Below are 26,844 nucleotides of genomic sequence, written 5' to 3'. Positions count from 1 at the left end.
CTGATCATGGGCCCGCACCCGGCAGTCGCGGACGTCCGCAGGGCCGTCCGCGAGGCGCTGGCCGACGTAGGCGACGGCGAGCTCGTGCTGGTGGCGTGCAGCGGGGGAGCCGACTCCCTCGCGCTCGCCGCCGCGCTCGGCTTCGTCGCGCCGCGCGCGGGCCTGAGGGCCGGGCTGCTCACGGTGGACCACCAGCTCCAGGAAGGCTCCGCCGCACGCGCGGAGACGGTGGCCGCACTGGCCCCGGCCCTGGGCCTCGACCATGCCGACATCCTCACCGTGGACGTCGGTACGACCGGCGGCCCGGAAGCGGCGGCCAGGGACGCCCGCTACGCCGCTCTCGCCGAGGCGGCCGACAAGCGCCAGGCCGCGGCCGTGCTGCTCGGCCACACCAGGGACGACCAGGCCGAAACGGTGCTGCTCGGCCTGGCCAGGGGGAGCGGGCTCAGGTCGCTGTCCGGCATGGCTCCGGTGACCGGCCGCTATCGCCGGCCGCTGCTCTCCCTCTCCCGCGCCACCACGGTCGCCGCGTGTACGGCGCTCGGCCTCAGCCCCTGGGACGATCCGCACAATGAGGATCCCCGCTACACCCGCGTCCGGGTACGCACCAGGGTGCTCCCGCTGCTGGAGTCGGAACTGGGTCCCGGCGTGTCCGAGGCGCTCGCCAGGACGGCCGATCTCGCCAGAGACGACGCCGACGCCCTCGACGCATGGGCCGAAACGGCCTATCAGGATTGCGCTCTAAGCGATATCGCCGGTTCGGTGACACTGGCCGTACCCGAGCTGGAACGTCTCCCAGGCGCCGTCCGGCGGCGCGTGCTGCGACGGGCGGCCATCGCGGCGGGAACACCGTCCGGGGCCCTCTCCGCGACCCACGTGCGTGCCGTGGACCGGCTGATCACGGCGTGGCGCGGGCAGAAGGCCGTGGATCTACCCGGGGGGCTGGCCGCTGTGCGGCGGTATGACACCCTGATAGTCGCCATGAGTCCCATCGCGTAAGGAACCATCAGGTGGATGCTGCCGATATGGGCAAGGACCTCGAGAAAGTCCTGATTCCCCAGGACGAGCTCCAGGCCAAGATCAAAGAGCTTGCCGGGCGGATCGACGCCGACTACGCGGGCACGGACATCCTGCTCGTGGGCGTGTTGAAAGGCGCGGTCATGGTGATGGCCGACCTGGCCAGAGCCCTGCACGTGCCTGTTCAGATGGACTGGATGGCGGTGTCGTCCTACGGCGCGGGCACCAAGTCGTCCGGCGTCGTACGGGTGCTGAAGGACCTCGACACCGACATCATGGGCCGCCACGTGCTGATCGTCGAGGACATCATCGACTCAGGACTGACCCTCCACTGGCTGCTGGAGAACTTGAAGTCGCGCAACCCGGCGTCGCTGGAGATCTGCGCCGCGCTGCGCAAGCCCGACGCGGTGAAGGTGCCGATCGAGGTGAAGTACGTCGGTTTCGACATTCCCAGCGAGTTCGTCATCGGCTATGGGCTCGACTACGCGGAGCGTTATCGCAATCTCCCCTTCATCGGGACGCTGGCTCCCCATGTTTACAAGTAGTCGCCGGGAACACCGCGCCACCTGACGTACGTTGGTAGGGCAAGACCGGTGTAGCGGGCGGTCCCTCCGCTCGCTTCCCCGGTGTACCTTCTGACTCCGGGAGGGTGACCAAGCGTCCCCTTCGGGTAGTCAGAAGTCGCGGCGTCGGATGCCGCGGCCCCGGGACATTCCCGGGGTTCCAGGCCATGGTCAGGAAGGGACGGGCCCGCAAGGGGTTCCGCATCGGATGGATCTCAAGCGATTTACACGTGGGCCACTGCTGTGGATCCTGGGCATCGTCGTGCTACTCCTGCTCGTCACCCAGCTCTGGAGCGGCGGCGGCAACTTCAAGCAGGCCGACACGTCCACAGTCCTCCAGCAGATTCGCGACGGCAACGTAAGCAACGCGAAGATCGTTGACAAGGATCAGCGGATCGAGCTGACGCTGAACAAGCCGATCACGGTCAGGGCGGGCGACACGCCGACCAACATGATCCAGTCTGACTGGGTCGCCGGCTACGGGCCGAAGCTGACCGAAGAGCTGCAGGCGCAGGTTCAGGCCAAGACCACCAAGAGCTTCACCACCGAGGTGCCCCAGGAGAACTTCCTGATCAGCATCCTGGTGAGCTTCCTGCCGATCGTCATCATCGTGCTCATCTTCCTGTTCATCATGAACCAGATGCAGGGCGGCGGCTCGAGGGTGATGAGCTTCGGCAAGTCCAAGGCCAAGTTGATCACCAAGGACACACCGAAGACCACCTTCTCCGACGTCGCGGGCGCGGACGAGGCCATCGAGGAGCTCCAGGAGATCAAGGAGTTCTTGCAGGCCCCGGCCAAGTTCCAGGCGATCGGTGCGAAGATTCCCAAGGGCGTGCTGCTGTACGGCCCGCCCGGCACCGGCAAGACGCTGCTCGCCCGCGCGGTCGCGGGTGAGGCCGGCGTGCCGTTCTACTCGATCTCCGGTTCCGACTTCGTCGAGATGTTCGTCGGCGTCGGCGCCTCTCGTGTTCGCGACCTGTTCGAGCAGGCGAAGGCGAACGCACCGGCGATCATCTTCATCGACGAGATCGACGCCGTCGGCCGGCACCGCGGCGCGGGCCTGGGCGGCGGCCACGACGAGCGCGAGCAGACGCTCAACCAGCTGCTCGTCGAGATGGACGGCTTCGACGTCAAGGGCGGCGTGATCCTCATCGCCGCGACGAACCGGCCCGACATCCTCGACCCGGCGCTGCTGCGTCCGGGCCGCTTCGACCGGCAGGTCACCGTCGACCGCCCCGACCTGGAGGGCCGCAAGGGCATCCTCAGGGTCCACGGCCGCGGCAAGCCGTTCGAGCCGGACGTCGACCTCGACGTCATCGCCCGACGGACCCCCGGGTTCACCGGCGCCGACCTGGCCAACGTGATCAACGAGGCGGCGCTGCTCACCGCGCGCGCCGACAAGAAGCTGATCTCGATGGACATCCTCGAGGAGTCGATCGACCGCGTCATGGCAGGACCCGAGCGCAAGTCGCGGGTCATGTCCGACAAGGAAAAGAAGATGATCGCCTATCACGAAGGCGGTCACGCGTTGGTGGCGCACGCGCTGCCCAACTCCGACCCGGTCCACAAGATCACGATCCTGTCCCGTGGCCGCGCCCTGGGTTACACCATGACGCTGCCGATGGAGGACAAGTTCCTGGCCACCAGGTCCGAGATGATGGACCAGCTCGCGATGCTGATCGGCGGTCGCGCGGCGGAGGAGCTCGTCTTCCACGAGCCCACCACCGGTGCCTCCAACGACATCGAGAAGGCCACGGCGGTCGCCCGCCGCATGGTGACCGAATACGGCATGAGCGAGCAGCTCGGCGCCCGTAAGTTCGGCTCCGGGACGGCCGAGGTCTTCCTGGGCCGCGAGATGGGCCACGAGCGCGACTACTCCGAGAAGATCGCTTCGACGATCGACGAGGAGGTCCGCCGGATGATCGAGACGGCGCACGACCAGGCGTGGGACATCCTGGTCGAATACCGCGACGTGCTCGACAACCTGGTGCTGCAGCTCATGGAGAAGGAGACGCTCTCCCGCGCCCAGGTGCTGGACATCTTCGCCTCGGTCGTCGTCAAGGAGCACCGCCCGTCCTACGCGGGTTACGGCAAGCGGCTCCCCTCGGACCGCCCGCCGATCCTGACCCCGAAGGAGCTGTCGGCCAACGGCTCGCTCACCGCGAGCCACCATGATGCGCTGCCCTCTGGAGACAGTGCGTGAAGTCGCACGACGTAGACCTGGGCCGGATCGAGAAGGCCGTCCGCGAGATCCTGTACGCCATCGGCGAGGATCCCGACCGTGACGGCCTCCTCGACACCCCTTCCCGGGTGGCCCGGGCCTACGCCGAGCAGTTCTCCGGCCTCGGACAGACGCCGGAGGACGTGCTCAACAAGGTGTTCGACGTCGACCACGACGAGATGGTGCTTGTCAGGGACATCGAGGTCTACTCCACCTGCGAACACCACCTGGTGCCCTTCCACGGGGTGGCCCACGTGGGCTACATCCCCAACGAGCGCGGCCAGGTGACCGGGCTGTCCAAGCTGGCCCGCCTGGTGGACGTGTTCGCCCGCCGCCCGCAGGTGCAGGAGCGGATGACGTCGCAGATCGCCGACGCCCTGATGCGGGTCCTGGAGCCGCGCGGGGTGATCGTGGTGGTGGAGTGCGAGCACCTGTGCATGACCATGCGCGGGGTTCGCAAGCCGGGTGCCAAGACGGTGACGTCGGCGGTGCGCGGTGACTTCCGTACGAGTGACAAGACCCGCGCCGAGGCGATGGCGCTCATCCTGCACCGATAAAGAGCCAGATGGCGCGGATCGGATTGTTATTTTCGTGTGGGCACCCTCCACAGACCCCACCAACCACGACCGCCTAGGCTTGGGGCATGGTTGTCGGAGCTGGGGCGCGGTGCCTCGTCATGGGCGTGGTCAACGTCACGCCGGACTCGTTCTCCGACGGCGGCCATTGGTTCGACGAGGCGGCCGCGATCCGGCACGGTCTGGAGCTGGTAGGTGAGGGGGCCGACATCGTCGACGTGGGCGGTGAGTCCACCCGCCCCGGCGCCGCCAGGGTGCCGCTCGACGAGGAGCTGGCCCGCGTCGTGCCGGTGATCAGGGCGCTCAGCGCCGAGGGAGTGACGGTCAGCGTCGACACCATGCGGGCCGAGGTCGCCAAGGCCGCGGTGGAGGCGGGGGCGAGTCTGGTCAACGACGTGAGCGGCGGCCTGGCCGATCCGGCCATGCCGCGCGTGGTGGCCGCCACCGGCGTCGACTACGTGGTGATGCACTGGCGCGGCCACAGTCACGACATGGAGCGCCGGGCCGTCTACACCGACGTCGTGACCGAGGTGCGTGAGGAGCTCGCCAAGCGGGTCGACCTGGTGCTGGCCGAAGGCGTGGCCGAGCAGCAGATCGTGCTCGACCCCGGGCTGGGCTTCGCGAAGAACCCCGCGCACAACTGGGCACTGCTCGCCGGGATGGGCGAGCTGGCCGAGCTGGGCTATCCGCTGCTGATCGGGGCCTCGCGCAAGCGGTTCCTGGGGCGGCTGCTCGCCGACGCCGACGGCACGCCGCGCCCGTTCAGCCGCAGTGACGACGCCACGGTGGCCGTGACGGCGCTGGCCGCGCACGCCGGCGCCTGGTGCGTACGAGTGCACGAAGTAGGTCCCAATGCCGATGCCGTGCGCGTGGCCGCCGCATGGAAGAGACCCGGAGCCAACACATGAGTGTCGACACCGCCGCGATCGAGACGGTCAACCAGGACTTCTATCTCGCGATCGAGGACGCCAACCTGGACAAGATGACCGAGATCTGGGCGGAGGACTCCGCCGACGAGCAGGTCAGCTGCGTGCATCCGGGCTGGACCCTGCTGTCCGGGCGGTCCGAGGTACTGCGCTCCTGGGCGCTCATCATGGCCAACACCACCTACATCCAGTTCGTGCTGACCGACGTCAACACCACCGTGCTGGGCGACGTGGCCGTGCTCACCTGCGTCGAGAACATCCTCACCGCCGGCGAGGAGGGCGAGTCCAGCTTCGCCGCCGGCAAGGTGGTGGCCAGTAACGTCTACGTGCGCACGACGCAGGGCTGGCGGCTGTGGATGCACCACGGTTCGCCGGTGCTCCAGGGTGACGACGACGAGGAGGAAGGCGAGCTTGAGGTCTGATCGCATCGCGCTGAAGGGCCTGCGGGCCCGGGGACGACACGGCGTGCTGGCGGCCGAGCGTGAGCTGGGGCAGGAGTTCGTCGTCGACGCGACGCTGTTCCTCGACACCGCGCCCGCCGCCGCCTCCGACGACCTCACCAAGACGGTCCACTATGGCGAGCTCGCCCAGGCACTGGTCGGGGTCGTGGAAGGCGAGCCGGTCGAGCTGATCGAGACGCTCGCGCAGCGCCTCGCCGACGTATGCCTGGCCGCCGGCCTGGTGGAGTCGGTCGAGGTGAGTGTGCACAAGCCCGCGGCACCGATCCCGCTGCCGTTCGACGACGTGGTCGTCACCATCCAACGGAGTCGCGAATGAACGTCGTGATCGAGGGGAGCAGCAGGTGAACGTCGTACTGTCTCTCGGCAGCAATCTCGGGCGGCGCTTCCAGACGTTGCAGGGCGCCATCGACACACTGTTCGACGCGCCGGGGCTGTCGTTCGTCGCGGCCTCGCCCGTCTACGAGACCGACCCCGTCGGCGGTCCCGCCGGGCAGCGCCCCTTCCTCAACGCGATCGTCATCGCCGAGACCACGCTCCAGCCGCGCGCGCTGCTGGAGCGGGCGCTGAACGTCGAGAACGCCTTCGGGCGGGAGCGCAAGGAACGCTGGGGCCCCCGTACGCTCGACATCGACCTGATCACCGTGGGCGGCACGATCTCCGACGACCCCGACCTGACGTTGCCGCACCCGCTCGCGCACGAGCGGGCCTTCATCCTCGTCCCCTGGTCGGAGGTGGACCCGAACGGCGTGCTGCCCGGCCAGGGTCAGGTCGCCGACCTGCTCACGGACCTCGACCAGAGCGGCGTACGGCTGCGTGAGGATCTCAAGCTGCAGAGGCCGGATTGAGGCCCACCCGCCCCGGCCTGCTGGTCGGGATCATCGTGATCGTGGCGTTGGTCTCCTGGATGGTGGTCCGGAAGTTCTACGCCGACCTCCCCATCGTGCCGTGGACCGCCATCCCCACCGTCCTGCTGCTGGCCGTCGGTGAGGCCTACAGCGGATGGGTGACGAAGGCCAGGATCGACCACAAACCTGACACCAAGCCGGTCGAGCCCCTGGCGGTGGCCCGGCTGGCGGCACTGGGCAAGGCGTCGGCCTACGTGGGGGCGGTGTTCGCGGGCTTCTTCGGCGGGTTCGCCCTGCACACGGTCCAGTTGTTCACCAGGGAGACGCCACGGATCGAGTTCTTCATCGCGGCGGGCTCGCTGCTGGCGTTCGTGGTGCTGATCTGCGCCGCCCTCTTCCTGGAGCACGCCTGCCGCATCCCGAAGGATCCTGAGGATCAGAGGCCCAGGTAGTGCATGACCGCATGCTCGACTTCGGCCATTTCGTCGCGGCCCAGGTAGTAGACGGGCTCTGCATGGATGAAGCTGGCGTCGATCGTGCGGATCTGGTCAACGAGCAGCTTAGTCCGCTGCCCGCCGAACTCCACCTCGGGGCGGAAGAGGGCGGCATTCGCGCTGGTGGAAGTGGGGATCACCGTGGCCACGCTCCACGACATGTCCGCAAGGCTGAGCACGAGGCCGTAGCGGCGACCACGCTGCTCGTGTCCCCTCTTCGCGTCGCCTAGGTCGATTCGGTAAATGGCGCCGCGAATCACCAGGCATCCTCTTCCTCGGACAGGTCCTCGTCGGCCAGCCGCTTGGCGTCGGCGCGTGCCTGCATGACCCAGACCTCCCGCTCGAGCAGGCGGAGCGCGCGCCGGATCACGTCGCTGGTCCGCTCGCCCTCCCGCATGGCGGTTTGGATGATGCGTTCGTCTTCGGGGGTAGCTCGGAACCCGATGTTAGCCATCATGTGCTCAGTGTAGCGGCCATGTTCAACTCTTGTCATGCACATGTTCGGCAGAGGCTCGTCGGCGGCCGAAGAGGTAGACGACCGGGAGGGTGCAGACCAGCGGGCCCAGGATGGCGAGCGGGCGCTCCAGCCACCATCTGAGGTCCGGTGGCACCTCGCCGCCGAGCGTGCCGAAGAACCACCACAGCAGGCCCAGCGCGATCGCCATGCCGGTGGTGTGGAAGAGGAACAGCGGCAGGGCGAAGCGGTTGATGGTGTCGTTGACCCGGCGCCATCCGGGCTTCTCCAGAACCCGCTCCATCGACGGCCGCAACACCTCCACCAGCCCGATCTGGAAGAGCAGCAGAGCCACGATGACGAAGGTGGGCGGGGCCATGTTCGACCACTTGTCGCCGGGCACCCCGACCATCGAGCCCGGGTAGATGCCGGAGTAGACGAGGCCGAACAGGGCGAACAGCCCGGTCCACAGGATGCCCACGTCATAGCGCCGGGGCAGGATGACGACCCGGTCGTAGAAGAAGCCGGCCTGGTGGGCCAGCCCCCACACGATGATCATGTTCAGCCAGCCGACCCAATCGACGCCGTACCGGAAGCGGACCACGTCGACCACCAAGGCGGCGCCGCCCAGCCAGATGAGCACCAGCACGTCGTAGTGGCGGTGCAGCCACAGCGCCACGGGCAGCAGCGCGATCAGCACCAGGTAGACGCCGAGGAACCAGAGCGGGCTGAGCACGAGCAGCACCACCCGCCACATCCACTCGACGTGGAACACCCAGGTCACGACCGCGCCGATGGCGATCCACACGCCCGCCAGCACGAGCGCGGGGGCGGACAGCGCGCGGATGCGCCGAAAGACGAACCGGCCGATCCCGACGCCGCGGGCCTGCGCGCGGTTCCACGACAGCAGGTGAACGTGGCCGCCGACGTAGAAGAAGAGCGGCAGCACCTGAAGCAGCCAGGTGAGAATCCACAGCCCCGAGGTGAAGCCGAGCGGGCTGGTCGGCTCGGGCCCATCCGGCTTCCACTGCAGGATGGTGAACGCCCAATGCCACACCACCACGACGATCAGGCTGAGGGCGCGCAGCCAGTCGACGTATTTGTCTCGCTGCGGAGTCACGACGGCGGTCACTTGTCGATGTCACCCACGACGAAGAACATCGAGCCGAGGATCGCCACCATGTCGGCCACGAGGTGCCCCGGCAGCATCTCCCGGAGCACCTGGATGTTGCTGTAGGAGGCGGAGCGGAGCTTGAGCCGCCATGGGGTCTTGTCTCCCTTGGATACGAGGTAGTAGCCGTTGATGCCGAGGGGGTTCTCGGTCCAGGCGTACGTGTGCCCTTCCGGCACCTTCAGCACCTTGGGCAGCCGCTGGTTGATGGGGCCCGGCGGCAGCGAGCGCAGCCGCTCGACGCAGGCGTCGGCCAGCTCCAGCGAGACCTTGAGCTGCTCTAGCAGGATCTCGAAGCGGGCGTGGCAGTCGCCCGCGGTGCGTGTGACGACCTTCACCGCCAGCTCGGGATAGGCGAGGTACGGCTGGTCGCGGCGCAGGTCGATGTCGACGCCGGAGGCGCGGGCGATGGGGCCGCTCACGCCGTACTGCAGGACCTGCTCGCGGGACAGGACGCCGACGCCCTTGGTGCGGGCGAGGAAGATCTCGTTGTTGAGGATGAGGTCCTCGATGTCCGGCACGCGGCGCCGGGTCTCGGCGACGGTCTCCGACACCCGGTCGAGCCAGCCGAGCGGCAGGTCCTCCTTCAGCCCGCCGACCCGGTTGAACATGTAGTGCATCCGGCCGCCGGAGATCTCCTCCATCACGGCCTGGATGCGCTCGCGCTCGTTGAAGGCGTAGAAGATCGGCGTGATCGCGCCCAACTCCAGCGGGTACGAGCCGAGGAACATCAGGTGGCTCAGCACCCGGTTGAGCTCGGCCAGCAGCGTACGCGCCCAGACGGCCCGGACCGGCACCTCCATGCCCAGCATGCGCTCGGCGGCCAGGACCACGCCCAGCTCGTTGGCGAACCCCGCCAGCCAGTCGTGCCTGTTGGCCAGCATGATGATCTGCCGGAAGTCGCGGACCTCGAACAGCTTCTCCGCGCCCCGGTGCATGTAGCCGATGATCGGCTCGGCCGTGGCGATGCGCTCGCCGTCGAGGGTGAGCCGCAGCCTGAGCACGCCGTGCGTCGACGGGTGCTGTGGGCCGATATTGAGGATCATGTCCTCGGTGGCCAGCTCTTTCGCCCCGACGCCGATCCCGACCACGCGTTCCGTCATATGGCAATGCTGCCACCAGCAGTGGTGGTGATCCAGCACAGGACAGGGTCAAGGAACGTTATGCCGGCGCATCCTGCCTACCGGACAGGGGAGGAATACCGGGAACGGGGGGAGATGTACCGTGCAAAGAATTGGCTTTGATCTGGCCGCCCTGATCGCGCGAGTGGCGATCGGCGTGATCTTCGTGACTCACGGGTGGCAGAAACTGCAGGGCGGGGTGCCGGCCACGGCCGCCGCCTTCGCTCAGATCGGTGTGCCGCTGCCGCAGCTCTCGGCCTTGTTCGCCATCGTCGTGGAGAGTCTCGGAGGGGTTCTGCTGATCCTCGGCCTGCTGGTCCGGCTGGCGGCGCTCGGGCTGCTGATCGACATGCTGGGCGCGATCATGTTCGTCCACGGCGGGCACGGCGTCATGGTGCAGAACGGCGGCTGGGAGCTCGCCGGCGCGCTGGGCGTGGGCTGCCTGCTGCTCGTGGCGCTGGGCGGTGGCCGGATCGGGATCGACGGCATCCTGCACAGCACGTACCGGCGGCGCGCCGAGCGCCGCGCGGCCGAGCAGGATCTCGCCGGTCACGCCCCGCCCACCTCCATCAGACCGGAGGCGGACACCACCAGGCCCATGTCCACGCGCCCCGCCGGCCGGGACGGTGACACGAGGAACTTCGATGACGCCGTCGCCGACGAACCGTCACGCAGACGCCCACCGACCGGCTGACCTCAGCGGGCGGCGAGGTCCCGGAGTGCGTCGACGAGGCGGTCCACGTGCTCCTCCGTGGTGCCGATACCGATCGAGGCACGCACCGCGGACGCCGTGTCGTCCTCGCATCCGCCATCCGCGGTGCCGAGCAGGTGCCGTACGAAGGGATGCGCGCAGAACTTGCCGTCACGCACGCCGATCCCGTACTCGCCGGACAGCAACTCGGCCACCTCACGCGCCGAGTGCCCGTCCACGACGAACGAGACGATGCCCACGCGCGGCTGGTCCGGCCCCCAGAGCGACAGCTCGCGCACGCCCTCGATCGTGGCCAGCCCGGCCCGGAGCCGGGCGATCAGCCGCTCCTCCTCGCGCACCAGCGCGGTCCAGCCGGTCGCGCTGAGCGCGTCGCAGGCAGCGGCCAAGGCGATGGCGCCCAGCACGTTAGGGGTGCCCGCCTCGTGCCGCGGCTCGGCGTCGTCGTGCCACTCGATGCCTTCCTGGACGTCCGCGGGGACCGAACGCACCGCGCCGCCGCCCTTCAGGTACGGCTCGCCGGCCGAGAGCCAGTCACGGTGGCCGACCAGCACCCCGGCGCCGAAGGGGGCGTAGAGCTTGTGCCCGGAGAAGGCGACGTAGTCGAGGTCGAGCGCGGTCAGATTGAGCCGCCGGTGCGGCACCAGCTGGGCGGCGTCCACCAGGATCCGGGCCCCGTGGCGGTGCGCGATGTGCGCCAGGGCGGCGATCGGCCAGAGCTCGCCGGTGACGTTCGAGGCGGCGGTGACGACCAGCAGCTTGGGGCCGTCGATCGTGGCCAGCGCCTCGTCGGCCGCGCGGACGGCCGCACCGGGGAAGGCGGGCGGCGCCAGCCGTACGGACCGCTTCCAGGGCAGGAGCGAGGCGTGGTGCTCGGTGTCGAAGACGACCGCGGTCGTGCCCTCGGGCAGGCAGCGGGCCAGCAGGTTCGTGGCGTCGGTGGTGTTGCGGGTGAAGATCACGGCATCGTCGGGTCGGGCGCCGACGAAGGCCCTGACCGTGTGGCGCGCCTGCTCGTAGCGGGCGGTGGTGAGCTGGGAGGCGTACCCCGCGCCGCGGTGCACGCTGGAGTAGGCCGGGAGCGCGGCGGTGACGGCGGCGCTGACCGGCTCCAGACAGGGGGCGCTCGCCGCGTAGTCGAGGTTCGCGTACGTCACGAGCCGGCCGCCCTTGACCGGAACCTCCAGATCGGCGCCGAGCACGGCGGGGATCGGGCGGCTGTGCCGGACCGGCGTCTCGGTGGCCTGGGCGGGCAGGGAGCTGAAAATCGTGAAAGTGGACATGGGGTACCTCTCGGGGACATCGGACCCCTGGAGCGCCCAGCGAGCCCGCGCTTGCCCGCCACACCTCGTGACGGACCAGGTCTTCACCCGGGGCACCCCGCCGCGGACGCGAGGGTTGCCGGCCAGCAAGCCGGGGCTGTGCGCTGGCACTCATGACCTACACCCGCACTATAACCGACACTCGGCAATCAATCACAACCGTGAACTTCTGCGGCCGTTGCCTCGTTGGTACCTGAAACCCCTGCTGTGAGGAGTACTAATGCTTGACTGGGTGACCGACCCTCAGATCTGGATCGGGTTTTTCACCCTGGTCGCACTGGAGATCGTGCTCGGCATCGACAACATCATCTTCATCTCCATCCTGGCCGGGAAGCTGCCGCCGGAGCAGCGTGACAGGGCCCGCGTCATGGGCCTGGGCGCGGCGCTGATCAGCCGGTTGCTCCTGCTGCTGGCGTTGTCGTGGGTGGTGCGGCTGACCGCGCCGCTGTTCGAGGTCTTCGGCCACGAGATATCGGGGCGCGATCTGATCCTGCTGCTGGGTGGCCTGTTCCTGCTGGCCAAGAGCGTCACCGAGATCGGGCACAGCATGGAGCTGAAGGAGGAGGACGGCAAGACGCGGGCCGTCACGTCGTTCGCCTCGGTGATCGCGCAGATCATGGTGCTGGACGTGGTGTTCTCGCTCGACTCGGTGATCACCGCCGTGGGCATGGTGGACGAGCTCGGCGTGATGATCGCCGCAGTGATCGTGTCGGTGCTGGTCATGCTGTTCGCGTCGGGGCCGATCAGCAGGTTCGTGGACAAGCATCCGAGCATCAAGATGCTGGCTCTGGCGTTCCTGGTGCTGATCGGGGTGGTGCTCATCGCCGAGGGGCTCGGCCAGCACATCTCGAAGGGCTACATCTACTTCGCGATGGCCTTCTCGATCGTCGTGGAGCTGCTCAACATCCGGATGCGCAGCAGACATGCCAAGCAAGCATCCTCATAAGATGAAATAGTGCGCTTCGACCCCTGGAATCCGGATTTTGTCGCCTATCCGTACGGCGCCTACGCGGCGCTGAGGCGTGACGCGCCCGTCAGCTACTTCGAGCCGACGGGACAGTGGCTGATCTCCCGGCACGCGGACGTGAACGCGCTGCTCAGAGACCGCCGCCTGGGCCGCTCCTACCTGCACGTGGCCACGCACGAGGAGTTCGGCAGGCCGGCCGAGCCGGAGTTCCAGGAGCCGTTCTGGCGGGTGACCAGGGCGGGCATGCTCGACGTCGAGCCGCCGGTGCACACCAGGCTGCGCCGCCTGGTCTCCAAGGCGTTCACGCCGCGCATGGTGGAGTCGCTGCGCCCCCGGGTCAGGTCGATCGCGGAGGGGCTGGTCGGCGCGTACATCGAGAAGGGCGGCGGCGACCTGATCGCCGAGGTGGCCGAGCCGCTGCCGGTGACCGTCATCGCGGAGATGCTCGGCGTGCCCGAGGCGGACCGGCACCTGCTGCGTCCCTGGTCGGCCGACATCTGCCGCATGTACGAGCTGAACCCGAGCCTGGAGTCGCAGCACGTGGCCGCCAAGGCGGCGGCGGAGTTCGCCGCCTACCTCGCGGACCTGGCGCGCGAGCGCGCCGTGCGGCCGGGCGACGACCTGATCAGCGCGCTCGCCGCGATCGACGAGCTCACCGAGGACGAGCTGGTCGGCACCTGTGTGCTGCTGCTCAACGCCGGTCACGAGGCGACCGTGAACGTGACCGGCAACGGCTGGTGGTCCCTGTTCCGGAACCCCGCCGAGCTGGCCCGGCTGCGCGCGGACCGGAGCCTGCTGCCCACGGCCGTCGAGGAGCTGATGCGCTGGGACACCCCGCTGCAGATGTTCGAGCGGTGGGTGCTGGAGGACATCGAGGTGCACGGGGTCGAGATCCCGCGCGGGGCCGAGGTGGCGCTGCTGTTCGGCTCGGCCAACCGGGACGAGACGGTGTTCGACGACCCGGACCGGCTCGACGTCGGGCGGCCGGAGAACCCGCACATCTCCTTCGGGGCGGGGATCCACTTCTGCCTCGGCGCCCCGTTGGCCCGCATCGAGCTGATCGAGTCGTTCGGCGCCCTGCTGGATCGGGCGCCGAAGCTGGAGCTCGTCAGCGAGCCGGAGTGGAAGCCGGGCTACGTCATCCGCGGCCTGAAGTCCCTCGACCTCACCACCGGTTAGCGGTCCTGGGTGAGCCAGCCGAAGCCGCCGAGACCCTTCGCGTCGATCAGTTCGCCCTCCTCCGAGGCGCGGGCCAGGGCCCGGAGATAGCCCGGCGGATCGACGTGGGCGAGGTCGATGGGCGGACGCGTGCCGGTGACCCCCAGAGCCCTTAGCGCATCACGCTGTGTGGACAAGCCTGTGGATATCGCACCGGCCCGCCGACCGGCCTCGGCGCACGCGTCGAGCGCCACGTGCGCGGTGATGTCGCAGGTCCCGTCGGGTATGGCCGCCACGACCGCACCGTCGCGGTACCCGGTGAGCGTGCCGTGACAGGGACGGTTATCCACAGGGTGTGCATAATCAATGGCCACCGCGCGCCCCTTGCTGAGCCGGGTCAGAACCGCCGCCCAGGCGGCGTCCCGAGGGCACCCGATCTCCCTGCGCGAACCGATGCGGCACAGCGGCCACCACCGGTCGAGCCAGGCGCGGTCGGTGCCGAGCACCGGGTCGCCCAGCCGTTCCGCACCCGTCTTGGTCTCGACCAGAACCAGCCGCGGCCCGTCGGCCGTCTGCTCGGCCACGTCGAGCGGGATGTTGTCCAGCCACTCGTTGGCGATCGCCAGCCCGGTGATGCCGTACGGGATCCGGGAGCGCCAGGCGATGCTCTCGGGCAGGCCGTCGGGGCGGGGCGAGAGGTCGACGGCGGTGATGTTGAGCCGGGCGCGCAGCGCGGGGTCGGCGGCGTCGAGCACGCGGGCGACCAGGACGCCCTCTCCCGCGCCGATGTCGACCAGGTCGAGGCGATCCGGAGAGCCGAGCTCGGCGTCGACCTGGGTCAGCAGCGCCAGCACCGCCTCGGCGAAGGCGGCCGAGGTGCTGACCGAGGTCCGAAAGTGGCCCGAAGGGCGCTCGCGAAGGTAGAAACCGTCCTCGCCATAAAGCGCGTGCCGCATCGCGGCGCGCCAGGTGAGCCACATGCCCTGGACTATCTCATGACTCGCCGAAGTCAGGACCTGGCCCGCCAAGTCCGCACCTCCGAGAGGCTCGCATTTCTATGCGGGCGTCGGGTCGCAACTCGGCGCCCGCCACCAATGCGATGACCCCTCTCCTCATCTCTTCCGACAGGGGGTGCATGGTTTTATATGCCCTTGTCCCATTTGTCAGTAACTCAACATGCAGCAAAAGCCTGGTCACGTACGTAGTCTCGAACGGCCGTTACGCTGGGCGGCAGTGCCATCAGGTCGACAGGGGTGGACGGCATGGACGCAGGGGATCGCCCGGGGCGGTTGGCCGTGGGTGTGCTGGGCGCGGGCAAGGTGGGTTCGGTGCTCGGTGCCGCACTGGCGCAAGCCGGGCACCACGTGGTCGCCGCCAGCGGAGTTTCCGACGCCTCGCACCGGTGGGCGGCGAAGCGGCTCGGCGTGCAGCCGACCCGACCCGAGGAGGTCGTCAAGGCCACTGAGCTGATCCTGCTCACCGTGCCCGACGACGCGCTGCCCGATCTGGTCAACGGGCTGGCCACGACCGGCGCGGACCTGCAGGGCAAGCTGCTCGTGCACACCAGCGGCGCGTACGGGCTGTCGGTGCTCGACCCGGCCGCCAGGGCGGGCGCGCTGCCGCTCGCGCTCCATCCGGTGATGACGTTCACCGGGCGGGACGACGACCTCAACCGCATCACCGGCATCTCGTTCGGCGTGACGGCGCCCGATCCGCTCAGGCCCATCGCCGAGGCCCTGGTCATCGAGATGGGTGGCGAGCCGGTCTGGATCGCCGAGGCCGACCGTGCCCTCTACCACGCGGCCCTGGCCGGGGCGGCCAACCACATGGTCACGCTCATCGCCGAGTCGCAGGAACTGCTGCGGGGGATCGGCGTCGAGCATCCGGGCATCATGCTCGGCCCGCTGCTCGGCGCGGCGCTCGACAACGTGCTCCGGCTCGGCATCGCCGGGCTGACCGGTCCCGTGGTGCGGGGTGACGCGGGCACCGTGCGCAAGCACGTCGACGCGCTGATCCTGGCCGCCCCCGAGGCGGCCGACGCCTACATCGCCCTCGCTAGGCTCACGGCGGACCGCGCGCTCGCCGCAGGGCTGCTGAAGCCCGAAGAGGCCGAGCGCCTGCTCGACGCGCTCGGAGGCAACATATGGACCTGATCGTCGCCAGAAACCGCATCGACCTGGTCAAAGCACGCGGCCAGGGGAGTGTCGCCCTGGTGCCCACGATGGGCGCGCTGCACGAGGGCCACCGCTCACTGATCCGCGAGGCCCGCGCCCGCGCCGACCAGGTCGTGGTCAGCATCTTCGTCAACCCCCTGCAATTCTCCCCAAACGAGGATTTTTCCCGCTATCCACGGACGTTTGACGCGGACCTGGAGGCGTGCCGGGCCGAAGGCGTGGACGTCGTCTTCGCACCGGCCGCCGACGACATGTATCCCCCCGACCGCCAGGTCAGCGTCCGGTCCGGGGAGATGGGCACGATCGTCGAGGGCGCGGTCCGGCCCGGCCACTTCGACGGCGTGCTCACGGTGGTGCTCAAGCTGTTCAACCTCGTCCAGCCCGACGTGGCGATCTTCGGCCAGAAGGACGCCCAGCAGCTCGCCATGATCCGCAGGATGGTCGCCGACCTCGACCTGCCGATCGACATCGTCGGCGCCCCCACGGTCCGCGAGCCCGACGGCCTGGCGCTGTCGAGCCGCAACCGCTACCTGTCCGCCGACGAGCGGCAGGTCGCCCTCGCGCTCTCCACGGCTCTGCGGGCGGGCACGGCGGAGTCCGTCCCGTCGAAGATCCGCGCGGCGGCGCTGACCGTACTCGAGGCCGCGGCGCCCCGGCTCGCGCTCGACTACCTGGTGCTCGTCGACCCGGCCACGTTCACCGAGGTGTACGAGTCCTACCAGGGCGAGGCGGTGCTCGCGGTCGCCGCCAAAATCGGCACCACCCGCCTGATCGACAACGTCGTCCTGTCGCTGCGCCCTGCTTGACAGACCCACCCCCGGAATCATCGCATCCTCCGATGGCGTTATCGTCATAGTGACGAAATCGCCTCTATGAGGAGACTCCATGAGCGCACCGGCGATTCCCCTCCGACTGACGGCCCCCGATCCCGGCTGGATCGCCGAGGCCGACGTGGTCGTCGTCGGCTCCGGCATCGCGGGGCTGACCGTGGCCCTGCGCTACGCCGAGCTGGATCCCGCGGCCAAGGTCCTCGTCGTCACCAAGGACGTGCTCTCGTCCGGGTCCACCCGCTGGGCTCAGGGCGGGATCGCGGCGGTGCTCGACCCGCGCGACAGCCCCGACGAGCATCTGAACGACACCTTGGTCGCCGGGGTGGGCCTGTGCGACGTACGGGCCGTACGGACGCTGGTGACCGAGGGGCCGGGGGCGCTGCGGCGGTTGATGGAGCGCGGCGCCCGGTTCGACCGGACCCCCGACGGTGAGCTCCAGCTGACCAGGGAAGGCGGCCACCGGCGCGACAGGATCGTGCACGCGGGAGGCGACGCCACCGGCGCCGAGGTGCAGCGGGCGCTGGTCGAGGCGGTCAGGGCGGGCTCGGTCGAGGTCATCGAGCACGCGCTGGTCCTCGACCTGCTGACGGACGCGCGCGGCCGGGCCAGGGGCGTGACGTTGCACGTCATGGGCGAGGGCGCACGCGACGGCGTGGGCGCGGTGCACGCGCGGGCGGTCGTGCTGGCCACCGGCGGCATGGGGCAGGTGTACGCCTCCACCACGAATCCCGGCGTCTCCACCGGCGACGGCGTCGCGCTCGCGCTCAGGGCGGGGGCCGTGGTGCGCGACATCGAGTTCGTCCAGTTCCATCCTACGGTGCTGTGGCTCGGCGAGGAATCGACGGGGCAGCAGCCGCTGATCTCCGAGGCGGTCAGGGGCGAGGGCGCCTTCCTGATCGACCACGAGGGCCGCGCGTTCATGAGCGGCGTGCACGAGCTGGCCGACCTCGCGCCGCGCGACGTGGTCGCCAAGGCCATCATGCGGACCATCCGCGAAAGCGGACAAAGTCACGTCTTCCTCGACGGCCGCCACTTCGGCGAGGACCGGTGGAAGACCCGCTTCCCCACGATCTACGCGGTCTGCCGCGAGCACGGCATCGACCCGGCCACCGAGCCCATCCCCGTCGCCCCCGCCGCCCACTACGCGAGCGGCGGGGTCAGGACCGATCTGCACGGCCGTACCTCCATCGAGGGCCTGTACGCGTGCGGCGAGGTCGCGTGCACGGGCGTGCACGGCGCGAACAGGCTCGCCTCCAACTCGCTGCTGGAGGGCCTGGTCTTCGCCGAGCGCATCGCCGCGGACATCCACACGGAACGCGGCGCCGAGGAGCCCGCGACGGTACGGGCGGGATCGGGCGCGGTGGCCGTGAGCCCGGCGGCGCCGGGCGTGGCGGCCGCGGGGCGGTTGGGATCGGGCGAGGTGGTCGCGGGCCGGGCGGTGACGGGTCTGGCCGACCCGCGGATCCGGGCCAGGGTCCAGGCCCGGATGAGCGGGGGCGCGAGCGTGCTGCGTAGCCGCGAGTCGCTCGCGGAGACGGCGCGGGCGCTCCGCGACGCCCGCTGGACCCCGGTCCAGGTGCCCCCGTGCACCGAGTCGTGGGAGGCCACGAACCTGCTGACCGTCGCCACCGTGCTGGTGGGCGCGGCCCGGGCCCGGCTGGAGACCCGCGGCTCGCACTGGCGCGAGGACTTCCCCGAGCGGGACGACAATGAATGGCTGGGCCACCTGGACGTGACCCTGACCGAAGAGGGGCCGCAGATGACGTACACGCCGCACGGCGACACCACGCCGCCGCGACTGGCGCAGGAGCTCGCCGCCGCCGGGCTGGACCCGGCGGAGATCGACGCGCTGATCGACCGGGCCCTCGACGAGGACCTCCAGGAGGCGGGCGACGTGACGAGCCTGGCCACCATCCCGGCGGAGCAGCGCGCGATCGCGGACGTGGTGGCGCGCAAGGACGGCATCGTCGCCGGGCTGGCCGTCGCCGAGGCCGTGTTCGTCCGGCTGGGCGCCGCCCGTACCGAGCGAAAGGCCAAGGACGGCGAGCACGTCCGGGCGGGCGACGTGCTGATGACCGTGGAGGGGCCGATCAGGGGCCTGCTGACGGCGGAACGCACCGCGCTCAACCTGCTCACGCATCTGTCGGGCATCGCCACGCTGACCGGCAGATGGGTCGAGGCGGTCAGCGGCACCCGGGCCAGGGTGCGCGACAGCCGCAAGACGCTGCCGGGGCTGCGGGCGCTGGAGAAGTACGCGGTGCGCTGCGGCGGCGGCGTCAACCACCGGATGTCCCTGTCGGACGCCGCATTGATCAAGGACAACCACGTGGTGGCCGCCGGAGGCGTGGCCGAGGCGTTCCGCGCGGTGAGAGAGCGCTATCCGGAGCTGCCGATCGAGGTGGAGGTGGACCGGATCGACCAGCTCGGTCCGGTGCTCGAAGAAGGCGCCGAGGAGATCCTGCTCGACAACTTCACGGTCGAGGAGACCGCCCAGGCCGTCCACATGGTGAGAAATCGGGCGAAGCTTGAGGCGAGTGGGGGGTTGACCTTGGAATCGGCCCGTGATGTAGCCGAAACTGGCGTGGACTACCTTGCGGTGGGAGCGCTCACGCACTCGGCGCCGGCCCTCGACATCGCACTGGATCTACGGGGGTAATCGATGCTGCTAACGATCGACGTCGGCAACACGCACACGGTGCTCGGCCTGTTCGAGGGCGAGGAGGTCATCGAGCACTGGCGGCTGGCCACGGACGCCCGCCGCACAGCCGACGAGATCGCGGTCGTGCTCCAGGGACTGCTCGGCCAGTCGCCGTTGCTCAAGGGAGCCGATGTCAGCGGCATCGCGATCTGCTCGACCGTGCCGAGCGTGCTCAACGAGATGCGCGAGATGTGCCGCCGCTACTACGGCGACGTGACCGCGGTGATCGTGGAGCCGGGCATCCGCACGGGCGTGCCCGTCCGCATGGACAACCCGAAGGAGGTCGGCAGCGACCGCATCGTCAACGCGCTGGCGGCCATCGACCAGTACGGCGGCCCCTGCATCATCGTCGACTTCGGCACCGCGACCTCGTTCGACGCGGTGTCGGCCAAGGGCGAGTACATCGGCGCGGTCACCGCGCCCGGCATCGAGATCTCCGTCGACGCCCTGGCGGCGGCGGGCGCCCAGCTGCACAAGGTGGAGCTGGTCAGGCCGCGCTCGGTCATCGCCAAGAACACGGTCGAAGCGCTCCAGGCCGGCATCATCTACGGCTTCGCGGGCCAGGTCGACGGCATCGTCGAGCGGATGACGGCCGAGCTGGCCGACGACCCCGACGAGGTGACCGTGGTGGCCACCGGCGGTCACGCGGCGCTGGTGGTGGGCGAGTCGCGCTCGATCGACGTGCACGAGCCGTGGCTGACGCTGATCGGCCTGCGCCTGATCTACAACCGGAACACGACATGAACAAGCGGCCCCCCGCTCGGGTGAGGGGGCCGCTTGCGTTCGTGGACCGTCTTACTCGGATTCGTTGGTGTACAGGTACTCCCAGCTGCCGCAGTTCTTCGGGTAGCTGCCGTGGAGGTCGATCTGGCAGACCTTCACCCGGATGCTGGAGGCGTCGTCGGTGTTGAAGGAGAAGCGCTTGTAGGCGGGGTAGCCGCAGTACTTCTTGGTGTAGACCGTCGACCAGTCCTCGTCGAAGTCGCTGGCCTGGAACTTCACGTACGCGCACTTGCCGCCCTCGTCGTAGCTGCGGTTGTCCAGGTCCCAGAGCTTGCCCTTGACGCTGACCGTGTTCGACTCCTGGTCGTCATCCCACTCCACGCCGATCCAACCGGAGGCCTTGGCCTGGTAGTGCTGCGAGTAGACCGGGCCCCAGGACTCGGAGTAGTCGTCGGTGGTGCTGGCGCTGGCGGCCGTGGGCAGCGCTAAGGCCAGCGCGCTCGTGGCGGCGACGGCGGCGAGGCCGGTGGCGAGCTTCTTCATCATGATTTCTCCTTGAGCTCCCCTGGGCCGGCACCCTGCCGGTCCCCCCCTGAGCTCGATGTGTCATTAGTAAGGGGGAGCTCTTGCAAGCACCCTGCAGAGAGGTGACGAGCCCTTGCAGTTCGCCATATCCCCTACTCTTTGATGCTGTGAGCGACGAACTTCCCGAGCAGATGCGCATCCGGAGGGAGAAGCTCGACCGCCTTCGCAGTGAAGGCGTCGATCCTTACCCGGTGACCTTTCCCCGCACGGCGACCAACGCCGAGGTCAGGGAGAAATACCAGGGCCTCGACCCGGACACCGCGACCGGCGACAAGGTCGGCGTGGCGGGCCGCGTCATGCTCAACCGCGTGGGCGGCAAGCTCTGCTTCGCCACGCTCCGCGACGGCGGCGGCGACCTACAGGTGATGATCTCGCTCGACAAGGTCGGCGAGGAGTCGCTGGCGGCCTGGAAGCGCGACGTCGACCTGGGCGACCACGTGGGCGTGGAGGGCGAGGTGATCACCTCCCGCCGCGGCGAGCTGTCGATCCTGGCCGATCGCTGGCAGATCACCGCCAAGTGCCTGCGCCCGCTGCCGGAGAAGCACGTCGGCCTCACCGACCCCGAGGCCCGGGTCCGCCAGCGCTACGTCGACCTCATCGTCAACGACGAGGCGAGGGAGATGGCCCGGATCCGCAGCGCCACCGTGCGCGCGGTGCGTGACTTCTGGCACGAGGAGGGCTACCTCGAGGTCGAGACGCCCATGCTGCAGCCGATTCACGGCGGCGCGACGGCCCGGCCGTTCAAGACCCACATCAACGCCTACGACATGGAGCTCTACCTTCGCATCGCGATCGAGCTCTACCTGAAGCGGCTCGTGGTCGGCGGCATCGAGAAGGTCTTCGAGATCAGCCGCAACTTCCGCAACGAGGGCGCGGACTCCACGCACAACCCCGAGTTCACCATGATCGAGGCGTACGGCACCTACCTCGACTACAACGACATGGCCGACCTGACCCAGCGGATGTACCAGAAGGCCGTCGTGGCCGCGCTGGGCACCTCGGTGGTCGTCCACGACGGCGTCGAGGTGGACCTGGGCATCCCGGAGTGGCCGCGCGTCACGCTGTACGGGACGGTGTCCGAGGCGCTCGGCGAAGAGGTCACTACCGACACCCCGATCGAGCAGGTCCGGAAATTTGCTGACAAGCGGGATGTCCACTGGGACCCGAAGTGGGGCCAGGGCAAGCTCGTCCAGGAGATCTTCGAGGCCCTCGTCGAGCACACGCTCATCCAGCCGACGTTCGTCATGGACTACCCGCTGGAGACCTCGCCGCTGACCCGCCAGCACCGCGACAACCCGCTGCTGACCGAGAAGTGGGACCTCATCGGGTTCGGCACCGAGCTGGGCACCGCCTATTCCGAGCTCGTCGACCCGATCGAGCAGCGCCGCCGCCTGGTCGAGCAGTCCCTGCTGGCCGCCGGGGGCGACCCGGAGGCCATGCAGCTCGACGAGGACTTCCTCCAGGCCCTGGAGTACGCCATGCCGCCCACGGGTGGCATGGGCGCCGGCATCGACCGGATGGTCATGGCCTTCACCGGCAAGAACATCCGGGAGACGATCCTGTTCCCGCTGGTCAAGCCGACCAACTGACCCGCACGGCCACGTCGTACGGCGCTCGGCCGGTGAGCATAGCGATTCACCGGCCGATGTGTCGCGCGGCTCACGGCACCAGCACGAGCCGGCCACGCACGCCGCCTGCCGCGAGGCGGGCGTGCGCGTCGGCGGCCTTCTCCAGCGGGTACGTGCCCGCGACGCGCAGCGTGACCCGGCCCGCCTCGACCAGGCGCACCACCTCGGCGAGCTGGGCCGCGTCCGCCCTGAAGAACACCGACGCGACGTCCGTGCCGCGCAGCGGGATGACCACCACACCGGTCAACGCGTTGAGCGGGATCGTCGCCGCCGCCACGGCCGACGCGCCCCGGGGCGCCTTCGCCACCGCCGAGGCGTCGACCACCACGTACTCGGCCTGCGCCTTGACCGGCAGCTCCAGCCTGCCCACCAGCGCGATCACCTCGTCTCCGACCAGGTAGGCGACCCCTTCGCCCACCTGGTCGACCGTCCCGGCCACATCGAAGCCGAGCCCGTAGGAATCCAGCTTCCTGGCCACGCCGTGGTCGGCCAGTGTCCCCGCGGCCACCGCCAGGTCGAAGGGGTTCACCCCGGCCGCCGCCATTCTGATCCGCACCTGGCCCGGTCCCGCCTCCGGCACCGGCACCTCCACGAGCCGTGGGGAGCCGGTACCACCGATGAGCGCGCGCATGTTCGTCATGCCTACGACCCTAGGAAGAGTTACTCTCTTCTGGTAAGTAGACACCTGTGAGTGCGTAACTCACCTGGAGGGACGAGGGATGGCGACGACCACGGCGGCCGACCGGCGCGAGGAGGCCAAGCAGGCGTTCGACGCCTACTTCGCGGAGTGCCCGTCGAGGAAGCTGCTCGACCGGCTCAGCGACAAATGGGTGACGCTGGTGCTCACCGGCCTGGCGAGCGGGCCTCGCCGCTACAGCGACCTGTCCAGGCGCATCGCGGGCGTCAGCCAGAAGATGCTCACCCAGACGCTGCGCGGGCTGGAGCGCGACGGCCTGGTGCGGCGCACGGTCACGCCCTCGGTGCCGGTCCGGGTCGACTACGAGCTCACATCGCTCGGCGAGAGCCTGATGCCGCTGGTGGCCGCGATCAAGGGCTGGGCCGAGGCCAACATCCAGATCGTCGAAGCGGCCAGGAAGACGTACGACGCCACCGCCTGACCGTCTGCGGGCAGGATCTCCGGGCCGCAGCGGCCACGTGCCGCGTAACGTTCAGGCCGCCGACGGCGGTTAGGTTGACAGCGGTCCCGCGTCCGGCGGCGAGTAGGAGAACAGTGATCAGTTCGGCCTCGTTCGGCAGCGTCCGGATCAGCTCGGTCGCGATCGCCTCGGCACCCGCCCGCGGGCGCTCTCTTTTGACCAGCCCGCGCGGGCGGCTGTGGTCGGTCCGTGGAGTTCATGAGCAGGAACGATTCCACCGGCTCTGTCGGATCGCCTTTGCCGAGCGGGTCGGAGCCGTGTCCGAAACGGGGATCGCGCGGCAGGGCTCGTACGTACAGCCCGGCCAGGTACGAAAGAGTGGCCCACACCGCTGTATTTCCCGATATTTCGTATATGGAGCGCGGCGGAAAATCGGCGTCCCAGGGATCGAAGCCCAGCATGTCCGTGGTGCTCGGCGGTGGTGGGTCGGAGCCCTTGTAAGGACGGCTGTGCTCGCTCATCAGGCCCCGAAGTGTGCCGACATATGGCGAGTACTTCACATATAGAGGATCATGTCAATGTCGATCGTCAAATGTGAGGATTGGCTTGCTTGACGACCTTTCCAGAATGCGTTTACCTTCTGCTCGGACAGAGACGTCTCGAGTTCTGCTGTTGGGGGGAGGGCTCCCGATGTATGTGCTCACTGAAGGCGTTGAGCTCAGCCATGCGGATCTGGCGTTGCTGGCGGAGCTTGCCAAGGGAGTCACGGTTGACCGGGTGGGCAGACGATTGGATATCAGCGGGCGCACGGTACGCCGGAGATTGCGGGGTATCTGCGACCGCATCGGAGTCGCCACCGCGATCGAGGCCGTGGCTTGGGCCGCCCGCCGTCAGCTCATCTGACCGCGCCGGCGGGCCCGCCGCCGGAGCCCCTGCCGCCAGACCCCGGCTGTCAGAGCGTTCGCCGCCGGCGCTTGCTGCTCGGGCGCCTGTCGCCAGGGCGCCTGCTGCCGGGACGCCTGCTGTCAGAGCGCCGGAAGTTCAGTCGGCGATGCGTACGGCACCCGCGAACGGACGGCGAGCGATGGACGCGATGCGCACGACGTCGCCGGTCTGCGGTGCGTGGACCATCATGCCGCCACCAATGTAGATGCCGACGTGGTGCAGGTCGCCGTAGAAGAAGACCAGGTCGCCGGCGCGCAGCTCCTCCTTGGAGATGTGCCGGCCGGCCGTCCACTGATCGCCGGTGTAGTGCGGCAGTGAGATGCCCACCCGCTGGTAGGCCGCCATCACCAGGCCGGAGCAGTCGTACGAGCTCGGGCCCTCGGCGCCCCAGACGTAGGGCTTGAGCTGCTGCGTGAGCGCCCACCTGGCGGCTATGGCGGCCTTGCCGGCGCCGATGACCGGCAGGTTCACCTTCACGGCGCGCGAGCCGGGGCGGCCCGCCTCGCCGATCGCGCGCTTGAAGAGGCTGCTCTCGACCTTGGCGACCAGCTTGGTGATCTTGTCGCGCTTGGTGCCGAGGCCGTCGACGATCTCCTGGACCTCGTCGATGCGCGTCTTGGCGCTGGTCCTGGCCCGCTCGGCGGCCTCCCTGGCCGCGGTCACCAGGTTGACCTCGGCGCCCTGCTGCTGCTCCAGCGCGTAGGTGGTGGCCGCCCGGTCGAGGAAGCTCTCGGGGTCGTCGGAGGTGGTGAACGCCAGGGACTGGCCGAGGCCGCCGTTGATGTAGGCGTTCTGGGCCAGCAGCGAGGCCTTGGCGCGCTTGACGGCCAGATCGGACTCGCTGGTGGCCAGCGTCTTCTGGGCCGCCTCGACCGCCTTCTTGGCGGTCTTGAGCTTCTCCCGCTGGCCGTTGTACTGCTCGCTGAGCGTCTCGATCTGGGTGTGGAGCTCCTCGGCCTGCTTGGACAGGGCCTTCAGCGAGGGCTTGGGATCGGCGACGGCGGAGCCGACGGGGATGGCGAACAGGAGGGTGGCGACGGTAGCCGCGATGACACCCAAGCGGGTGGAGGCTCTCCGGGATCCCGGAGGGCGGGCGTGAGCGCCCGCCGGCTTCCCCTCGCGATTGCGGGTGTACTTCACCAACCAGCTCCTCTCATCGGCGCCTACCGGGTTAGCTGACGGGTTCGGGCCGGAGCAGCCCTACCGAACGAACCGCTCGGATTCACCCCAGGGTGGCGTCAGGATGAGCTCGCCACCGGCGGGTCCCCGGTTCTCCTCGCGGAGATTGGGCGCGTCTCCACGCTTGGCTCGCGCGGGTGACATCGTCGCTGGACACTAGTGCACTCGGCGTTCGTGCTCAACCAGAACTGCCAAGTCAGTAGAGGTTTCGCAACCGAAGGGTCACGAGAGGGTCTCGTGCTTGGCCGTACAGAACAGACTTTATGTCCTTTTTCCACCAAGTTCGCCAAGACATGGAAGCCTAGGAGTCAAGGGATCCCCCATCGTGTTCGATCAACCACCAGATGTCATGAGATGGGGGAGAGGTCGCAGTTAGGGGTGAGCCGTAATCGGATCTGTACTCTGGAGACCCATGGAGCAGGTCGCCGAAGTGACAGTCCCGGACACGGAAATCGTCGTCCGGCGTGCCCGCACGCCGGATGTCAGGACGATTAGGCGCCTGGTCGACACCTACGCGGGCGCCGGACCGCGGCTTCTGGAGAAGGCCACGGTCACCCTGTACGAGGACGTGCAGGAGTTCTGGATCGCCGAGCGCGGTGGCCTGGTGGTCGGCTGCGGCGCGCTGCATGTGCTTTGGGAGGATCTCGCGGAGATTCGTACGGTGGCCGTCAACCCGGAGTTCCGCGGCCTCGGAATCGGGCACCGGATCGTCTCTTCCTTGATCATTACCGCTCGAGAGCTCGGCCTGCGCCGGGTATTCTGTCTGACTTTTGAGGTCGATTTCTTCGCGAGGCATGGATTCCGCCCGGTTCAGGGCACTCCGGTCTCGCCAGAGGTCTACGCGGAGCTGCTGGCCTCGTACGACGAGGGTGTCGCCGAGTTCCTCGACTTGGAACACGTCAAGCCCAACACTCTGGGGAACACCCGCATGCTGCTCCACCTGACATCGGGTGACGCGGACCTTGACTAATGCGAAAGGTG

The 26,844-nt window shown here is 69.0% G+C and carries 29 protein-coding genes and 2 riboswitches; of the genes, 20 read left to right on the top strand and 9 right to left on the bottom strand.

Annotation, left to right across the window (positions count from 1 at the left end):
- Positions 1-3 precede the first annotated feature (3 nt).
- The 9 genes from tilS (at position 4) to AB0F17_RS12665 (ending at position 7,060) form a co-directional block, all read left to right on the top strand.
- Positions 4-999: a tRNA lysidine(34) synthetase TilS gene (gene tilS / locus AB0F17_RS12705; protein WP_358020874.1), complete on the top strand. Its 996-nt coding sequence runs from the start codon at positions 4-6 to the stop codon at positions 997-999.
- 11 nt (positions 1,000-1,010) lie between these two features.
- On the top strand, positions 1,011-1,562 hold the full coding sequence (gene hpt / locus AB0F17_RS12700) for a hypoxanthine phosphoribosyltransferase (protein WP_358020702.1): 552 nt from the start codon (positions 1,011-1,013) through the stop codon (positions 1,560-1,562).
- A gap of 226 nt (positions 1,563-1,788) precedes the next feature.
- Positions 1,789-3,783: an ATP-dependent zinc metalloprotease FtsH gene (ftsH, locus tag AB0F17_RS12695; protein WP_358020699.1), complete on the top strand. Its 1,995-nt coding sequence runs from the start codon at positions 1,789-1,791 to the stop codon at positions 3,781-3,783.
- Positions 3,780-4,358, top strand: coding sequence for a GTP cyclohydrolase I FolE (gene folE / locus AB0F17_RS12690; RefSeq protein ID WP_214641972.1), 579 nt, complete (start codon positions 3,780-3,782; stop codon positions 4,356-4,358). The genes ftsH and folE overlap by 4 nt, the downstream gene beginning before the upstream one ends.
- 119 nt (positions 4,359-4,477) lie before the next feature.
- Complete coding sequence (folP, locus tag AB0F17_RS12685; RefSeq protein WP_358020871.1) at positions 4,478-5,284, top strand: dihydropteroate synthase; 807 nt, start codon at positions 4,478-4,480, stop codon at positions 5,282-5,284.
- A complete protein-coding gene (locus AB0F17_RS12680; protein ID WP_358020696.1) occupies positions 5,281-5,724 on the top strand; it encodes a nuclear transport factor 2 family protein in 444 nt (147 codons plus the stop codon). The genes folP and AB0F17_RS12680 overlap by 4 nt, the downstream gene beginning before the upstream one ends.
- Complete coding sequence (folB, locus tag AB0F17_RS12675; RefSeq protein ID WP_214641970.1) at positions 5,714-6,079, top strand: dihydroneopterin aldolase; 366 nt, start codon at positions 5,714-5,716, stop codon at positions 6,077-6,079. Before AB0F17_RS12680 ends, folB begins: the two co-directional genes overlap by 11 nt.
- Positions 6,080-6,104: 25 nt before the next feature.
- Positions 6,105-6,608: a 2-amino-4-hydroxy-6-hydroxymethyldihydropteridine diphosphokinase gene (folK, locus tag AB0F17_RS12670; RefSeq protein WP_358020692.1), complete on the top strand. Its 504-nt coding sequence runs from the start codon at positions 6,105-6,107 to the stop codon at positions 6,606-6,608.
- A complete protein-coding gene (locus AB0F17_RS12665) occupies positions 6,605-7,060 on the top strand; it encodes a DUF3180 domain-containing protein (protein WP_358020689.1) in 456 nt (151 codons plus the stop codon). The genes folK and AB0F17_RS12665 overlap by 4 nt, the downstream gene beginning before the upstream one ends.
- Here AB0F17_RS12665 and AB0F17_RS12660 read toward each other — a convergent pair.
- From AB0F17_RS12660 to AB0F17_RS12645, 4 genes are read right to left on the bottom strand one after another with little or no spacing between them, the layout of a single operon-like run.
- Entirely contained in the window at positions 7,045-7,362 is a 318-nt protein-coding gene (locus AB0F17_RS12660; RefSeq protein WP_358020686.1) for a type II toxin-antitoxin system PemK/MazF family toxin, read from the bottom strand. The two genes, AB0F17_RS12665 and AB0F17_RS12660, sit on opposite strands and share 16 nt — an antisense overlap.
- Positions 7,359-7,559, bottom strand: a complete 201-nt coding sequence (locus AB0F17_RS12655) for a hypothetical protein (protein ID WP_358020683.1) — start codon at positions 7,557-7,559, stop codon at positions 7,359-7,361. Before AB0F17_RS12655 ends, AB0F17_RS12660 begins: the two co-directional genes overlap by 4 nt.
- A 22-nt stretch (positions 7,560-7,581) precedes the next feature.
- Positions 7,582-8,688: an acyltransferase gene (locus AB0F17_RS12650; protein WP_358020680.1), complete on the bottom strand. Its 1,107-nt coding sequence runs from the start codon at positions 8,686-8,688 to the stop codon at positions 7,582-7,584.
- Positions 8,685-9,830 (bottom strand): NADH-quinone oxidoreductase subunit D, encoded by a 1,146-nt coding sequence (locus AB0F17_RS12645; protein WP_358020678.1) that lies wholly within the window; start codon positions 9,828-9,830, stop codon positions 8,685-8,687. Before AB0F17_RS12645 ends, AB0F17_RS12650 begins: the two co-directional genes overlap by 4 nt.
- A 121-nt stretch (positions 9,831-9,951) precedes the next feature.
- Between AB0F17_RS12645 and AB0F17_RS12640 the strand changes: the two genes are divergently transcribed.
- Positions 9,952-10,542 carry a DoxX family protein gene (locus AB0F17_RS12640; RefSeq protein ID WP_358020675.1) on the top strand — a complete coding sequence of 197 codons (591 nt, stop codon included), beginning with the start codon at positions 9,952-9,954 and terminating at the stop codon, positions 10,540-10,542.
- 2 nt (positions 10,543-10,544) lie between these two features.
- Here the strand turns inward: AB0F17_RS12640 and AB0F17_RS12635 are convergent, their stop codons facing one another.
- Complete coding sequence (locus AB0F17_RS12635; RefSeq protein WP_358020672.1) at positions 10,545-11,840, bottom strand: aminotransferase class V-fold PLP-dependent enzyme; 1,296 nt, start codon at positions 11,838-11,840, stop codon at positions 10,545-10,547.
- Positions 11,841-11,882: 42 nt separating this feature from the next.
- Positions 11,883-11,998, bottom strand: a riboswitch (SAM riboswitch).
- A 101-nt stretch (positions 11,999-12,099) separates the two neighbouring features.
- On the opposite strand from AB0F17_RS12635, the gene AB0F17_RS12630 reads away from it, so the two are divergent.
- On the top strand, positions 12,100-12,825 hold the full coding sequence (locus AB0F17_RS12630) for a TerC family protein (protein ID WP_358020670.1): 726 nt from the start codon (positions 12,100-12,102) through the stop codon (positions 12,823-12,825).
- Between the two features lie 9 nt (positions 12,826-12,834).
- Positions 12,835-14,025 carry a cytochrome P450 gene (locus tag AB0F17_RS12625; protein WP_358020667.1) on the top strand — a complete coding sequence of 397 codons (1,191 nt, stop codon included), beginning with the start codon at positions 12,835-12,837 and terminating at the stop codon, positions 14,023-14,025.
- Here AB0F17_RS12625 and AB0F17_RS12620 read toward each other — a convergent pair.
- On the bottom strand, positions 14,022-14,984 hold the full coding sequence (locus tag AB0F17_RS12620; RefSeq protein WP_358020664.1) for an SAM-dependent methyltransferase: 963 nt from the start codon (positions 14,982-14,984) through the stop codon (positions 14,022-14,024). The genes AB0F17_RS12625 and AB0F17_RS12620 overlap by 4 nt on opposite strands.
- A 282-nt stretch (positions 14,985-15,266) precedes the next feature.
- Between AB0F17_RS12620 and AB0F17_RS12615 the strand changes: the two genes are divergently transcribed.
- The 4 genes from AB0F17_RS12615 (at position 15,267) to AB0F17_RS12600 (ending at position 20,450) form a co-directional block, all read left to right on the top strand.
- Positions 15,267-16,157 carry a DUF2520 domain-containing protein gene (locus AB0F17_RS12615; RefSeq protein ID WP_358020661.1) on the top strand — a complete coding sequence of 297 codons (891 nt, stop codon included), beginning with the start codon at positions 15,267-15,269 and terminating at the stop codon, positions 16,155-16,157.
- Positions 16,148-16,984: a pantoate--beta-alanine ligase gene (panC, locus tag AB0F17_RS12610; RefSeq protein ID WP_358020658.1), complete on the top strand. Its 837-nt coding sequence runs from the start codon at positions 16,148-16,150 to the stop codon at positions 16,982-16,984. The genes AB0F17_RS12615 and panC overlap by 10 nt, the downstream gene beginning before the upstream one ends.
- Positions 16,985-17,063: 79 nt before the next feature.
- Positions 17,064-19,664, top strand: a complete 2,601-nt coding sequence (locus AB0F17_RS12605; protein ID WP_358020655.1) for an L-aspartate oxidase — start codon at positions 17,064-17,066, stop codon at positions 19,662-19,664.
- Between the two features lie 3 nt (positions 19,665-19,667).
- Complete coding sequence (locus tag AB0F17_RS12600; RefSeq protein ID WP_358020652.1) at positions 19,668-20,450, top strand: type III pantothenate kinase; 783 nt, start codon at positions 19,668-19,670, stop codon at positions 20,448-20,450.
- 51 nt (positions 20,451-20,501) lie between these two features.
- On the opposite strand, the gene AB0F17_RS12595 is transcribed toward AB0F17_RS12600, so the two are convergent.
- Entirely contained in the window at positions 20,502-20,975 is a 474-nt protein-coding gene (locus tag AB0F17_RS12595; protein ID WP_358020649.1) for a hypothetical protein, read from the bottom strand.
- 146 nt (positions 20,976-21,121) lie between these two features.
- On the opposite strand from AB0F17_RS12595, the gene lysX reads away from it, so the two are divergent.
- Complete coding sequence (lysX, locus tag AB0F17_RS12590) at positions 21,122-22,603, top strand: bifunctional lysylphosphatidylglycerol synthetase/lysine--tRNA ligase LysX (protein ID WP_358020646.1); 1,482 nt, start codon at positions 21,122-21,124, stop codon at positions 22,601-22,603.
- A gap of 70 nt (positions 22,604-22,673) precedes the next feature.
- Here the strand turns inward: lysX and AB0F17_RS12585 are convergent, their stop codons facing one another.
- On the bottom strand, positions 22,674-23,282 hold the full coding sequence (locus AB0F17_RS12585; RefSeq protein WP_358020643.1) for a zinc-binding dehydrogenase: 609 nt from the start codon (positions 23,280-23,282) through the stop codon (positions 22,674-22,676).
- Positions 23,283-23,361: 79 nt separating this feature from the next.
- Between AB0F17_RS12585 and AB0F17_RS12580 the strand changes: the two genes are divergently transcribed.
- Together AB0F17_RS12580 and AB0F17_RS12575 are read left to right on the top strand one after the other, a co-directional pair.
- Positions 23,362-23,760 (top strand): helix-turn-helix domain-containing protein, encoded by a 399-nt coding sequence (locus AB0F17_RS12580; RefSeq protein WP_358020640.1) that lies wholly within the window; start codon positions 23,362-23,364, stop codon positions 23,758-23,760.
- A gap of 669 nt (positions 23,761-24,429) precedes the next feature.
- Complete coding sequence (locus tag AB0F17_RS12575; RefSeq protein ID WP_214641953.1) at positions 24,430-24,642, top strand: LuxR C-terminal-related transcriptional regulator; 213 nt, start codon at positions 24,430-24,432, stop codon at positions 24,640-24,642.
- Positions 24,643-24,780: 138 nt separating this feature from the next.
- Here the strand turns inward: AB0F17_RS12575 and AB0F17_RS12570 are convergent, their stop codons facing one another.
- Positions 24,781-25,743, bottom strand: a complete 963-nt coding sequence (locus AB0F17_RS12570) for an NlpC/P60 family protein (protein ID WP_358020636.1) — start codon at positions 25,741-25,743, stop codon at positions 24,781-24,783.
- 86 nt (positions 25,744-25,829) lie between these two features.
- A riboswitch (cyclic di-AMP (ydaO/yuaA leader) is annotated at positions 25,830-25,986 on the bottom strand.
- Positions 25,987-26,275: 289 nt separating this feature from the next.
- On the opposite strand from AB0F17_RS12570, the gene AB0F17_RS12565 reads away from it, so the two are divergent.
- The gene (locus AB0F17_RS12565; RefSeq protein WP_358020633.1) at positions 26,276-26,833 is read left to right on the top strand and encodes an amino-acid N-acetyltransferase; all 558 of its coding nucleotides are present in this window, start codon (positions 26,276-26,278) and stop codon (positions 26,831-26,833) included.
- The last annotated feature ends 11 nt before the right edge of the window (positions 26,834-26,844 follow it).

It is taken from the genome of Nonomuraea sp. NPDC026600 (assembly GCF_040638335.1).
In the GTDB taxonomy this organism is placed as follows: Bacteria; Actinomycetota; Actinomycetes; order Streptosporangiales; family Streptosporangiaceae; genus Nonomuraea.
This window is presented reverse-complemented; position numbering and strand designations above follow the sequence as displayed.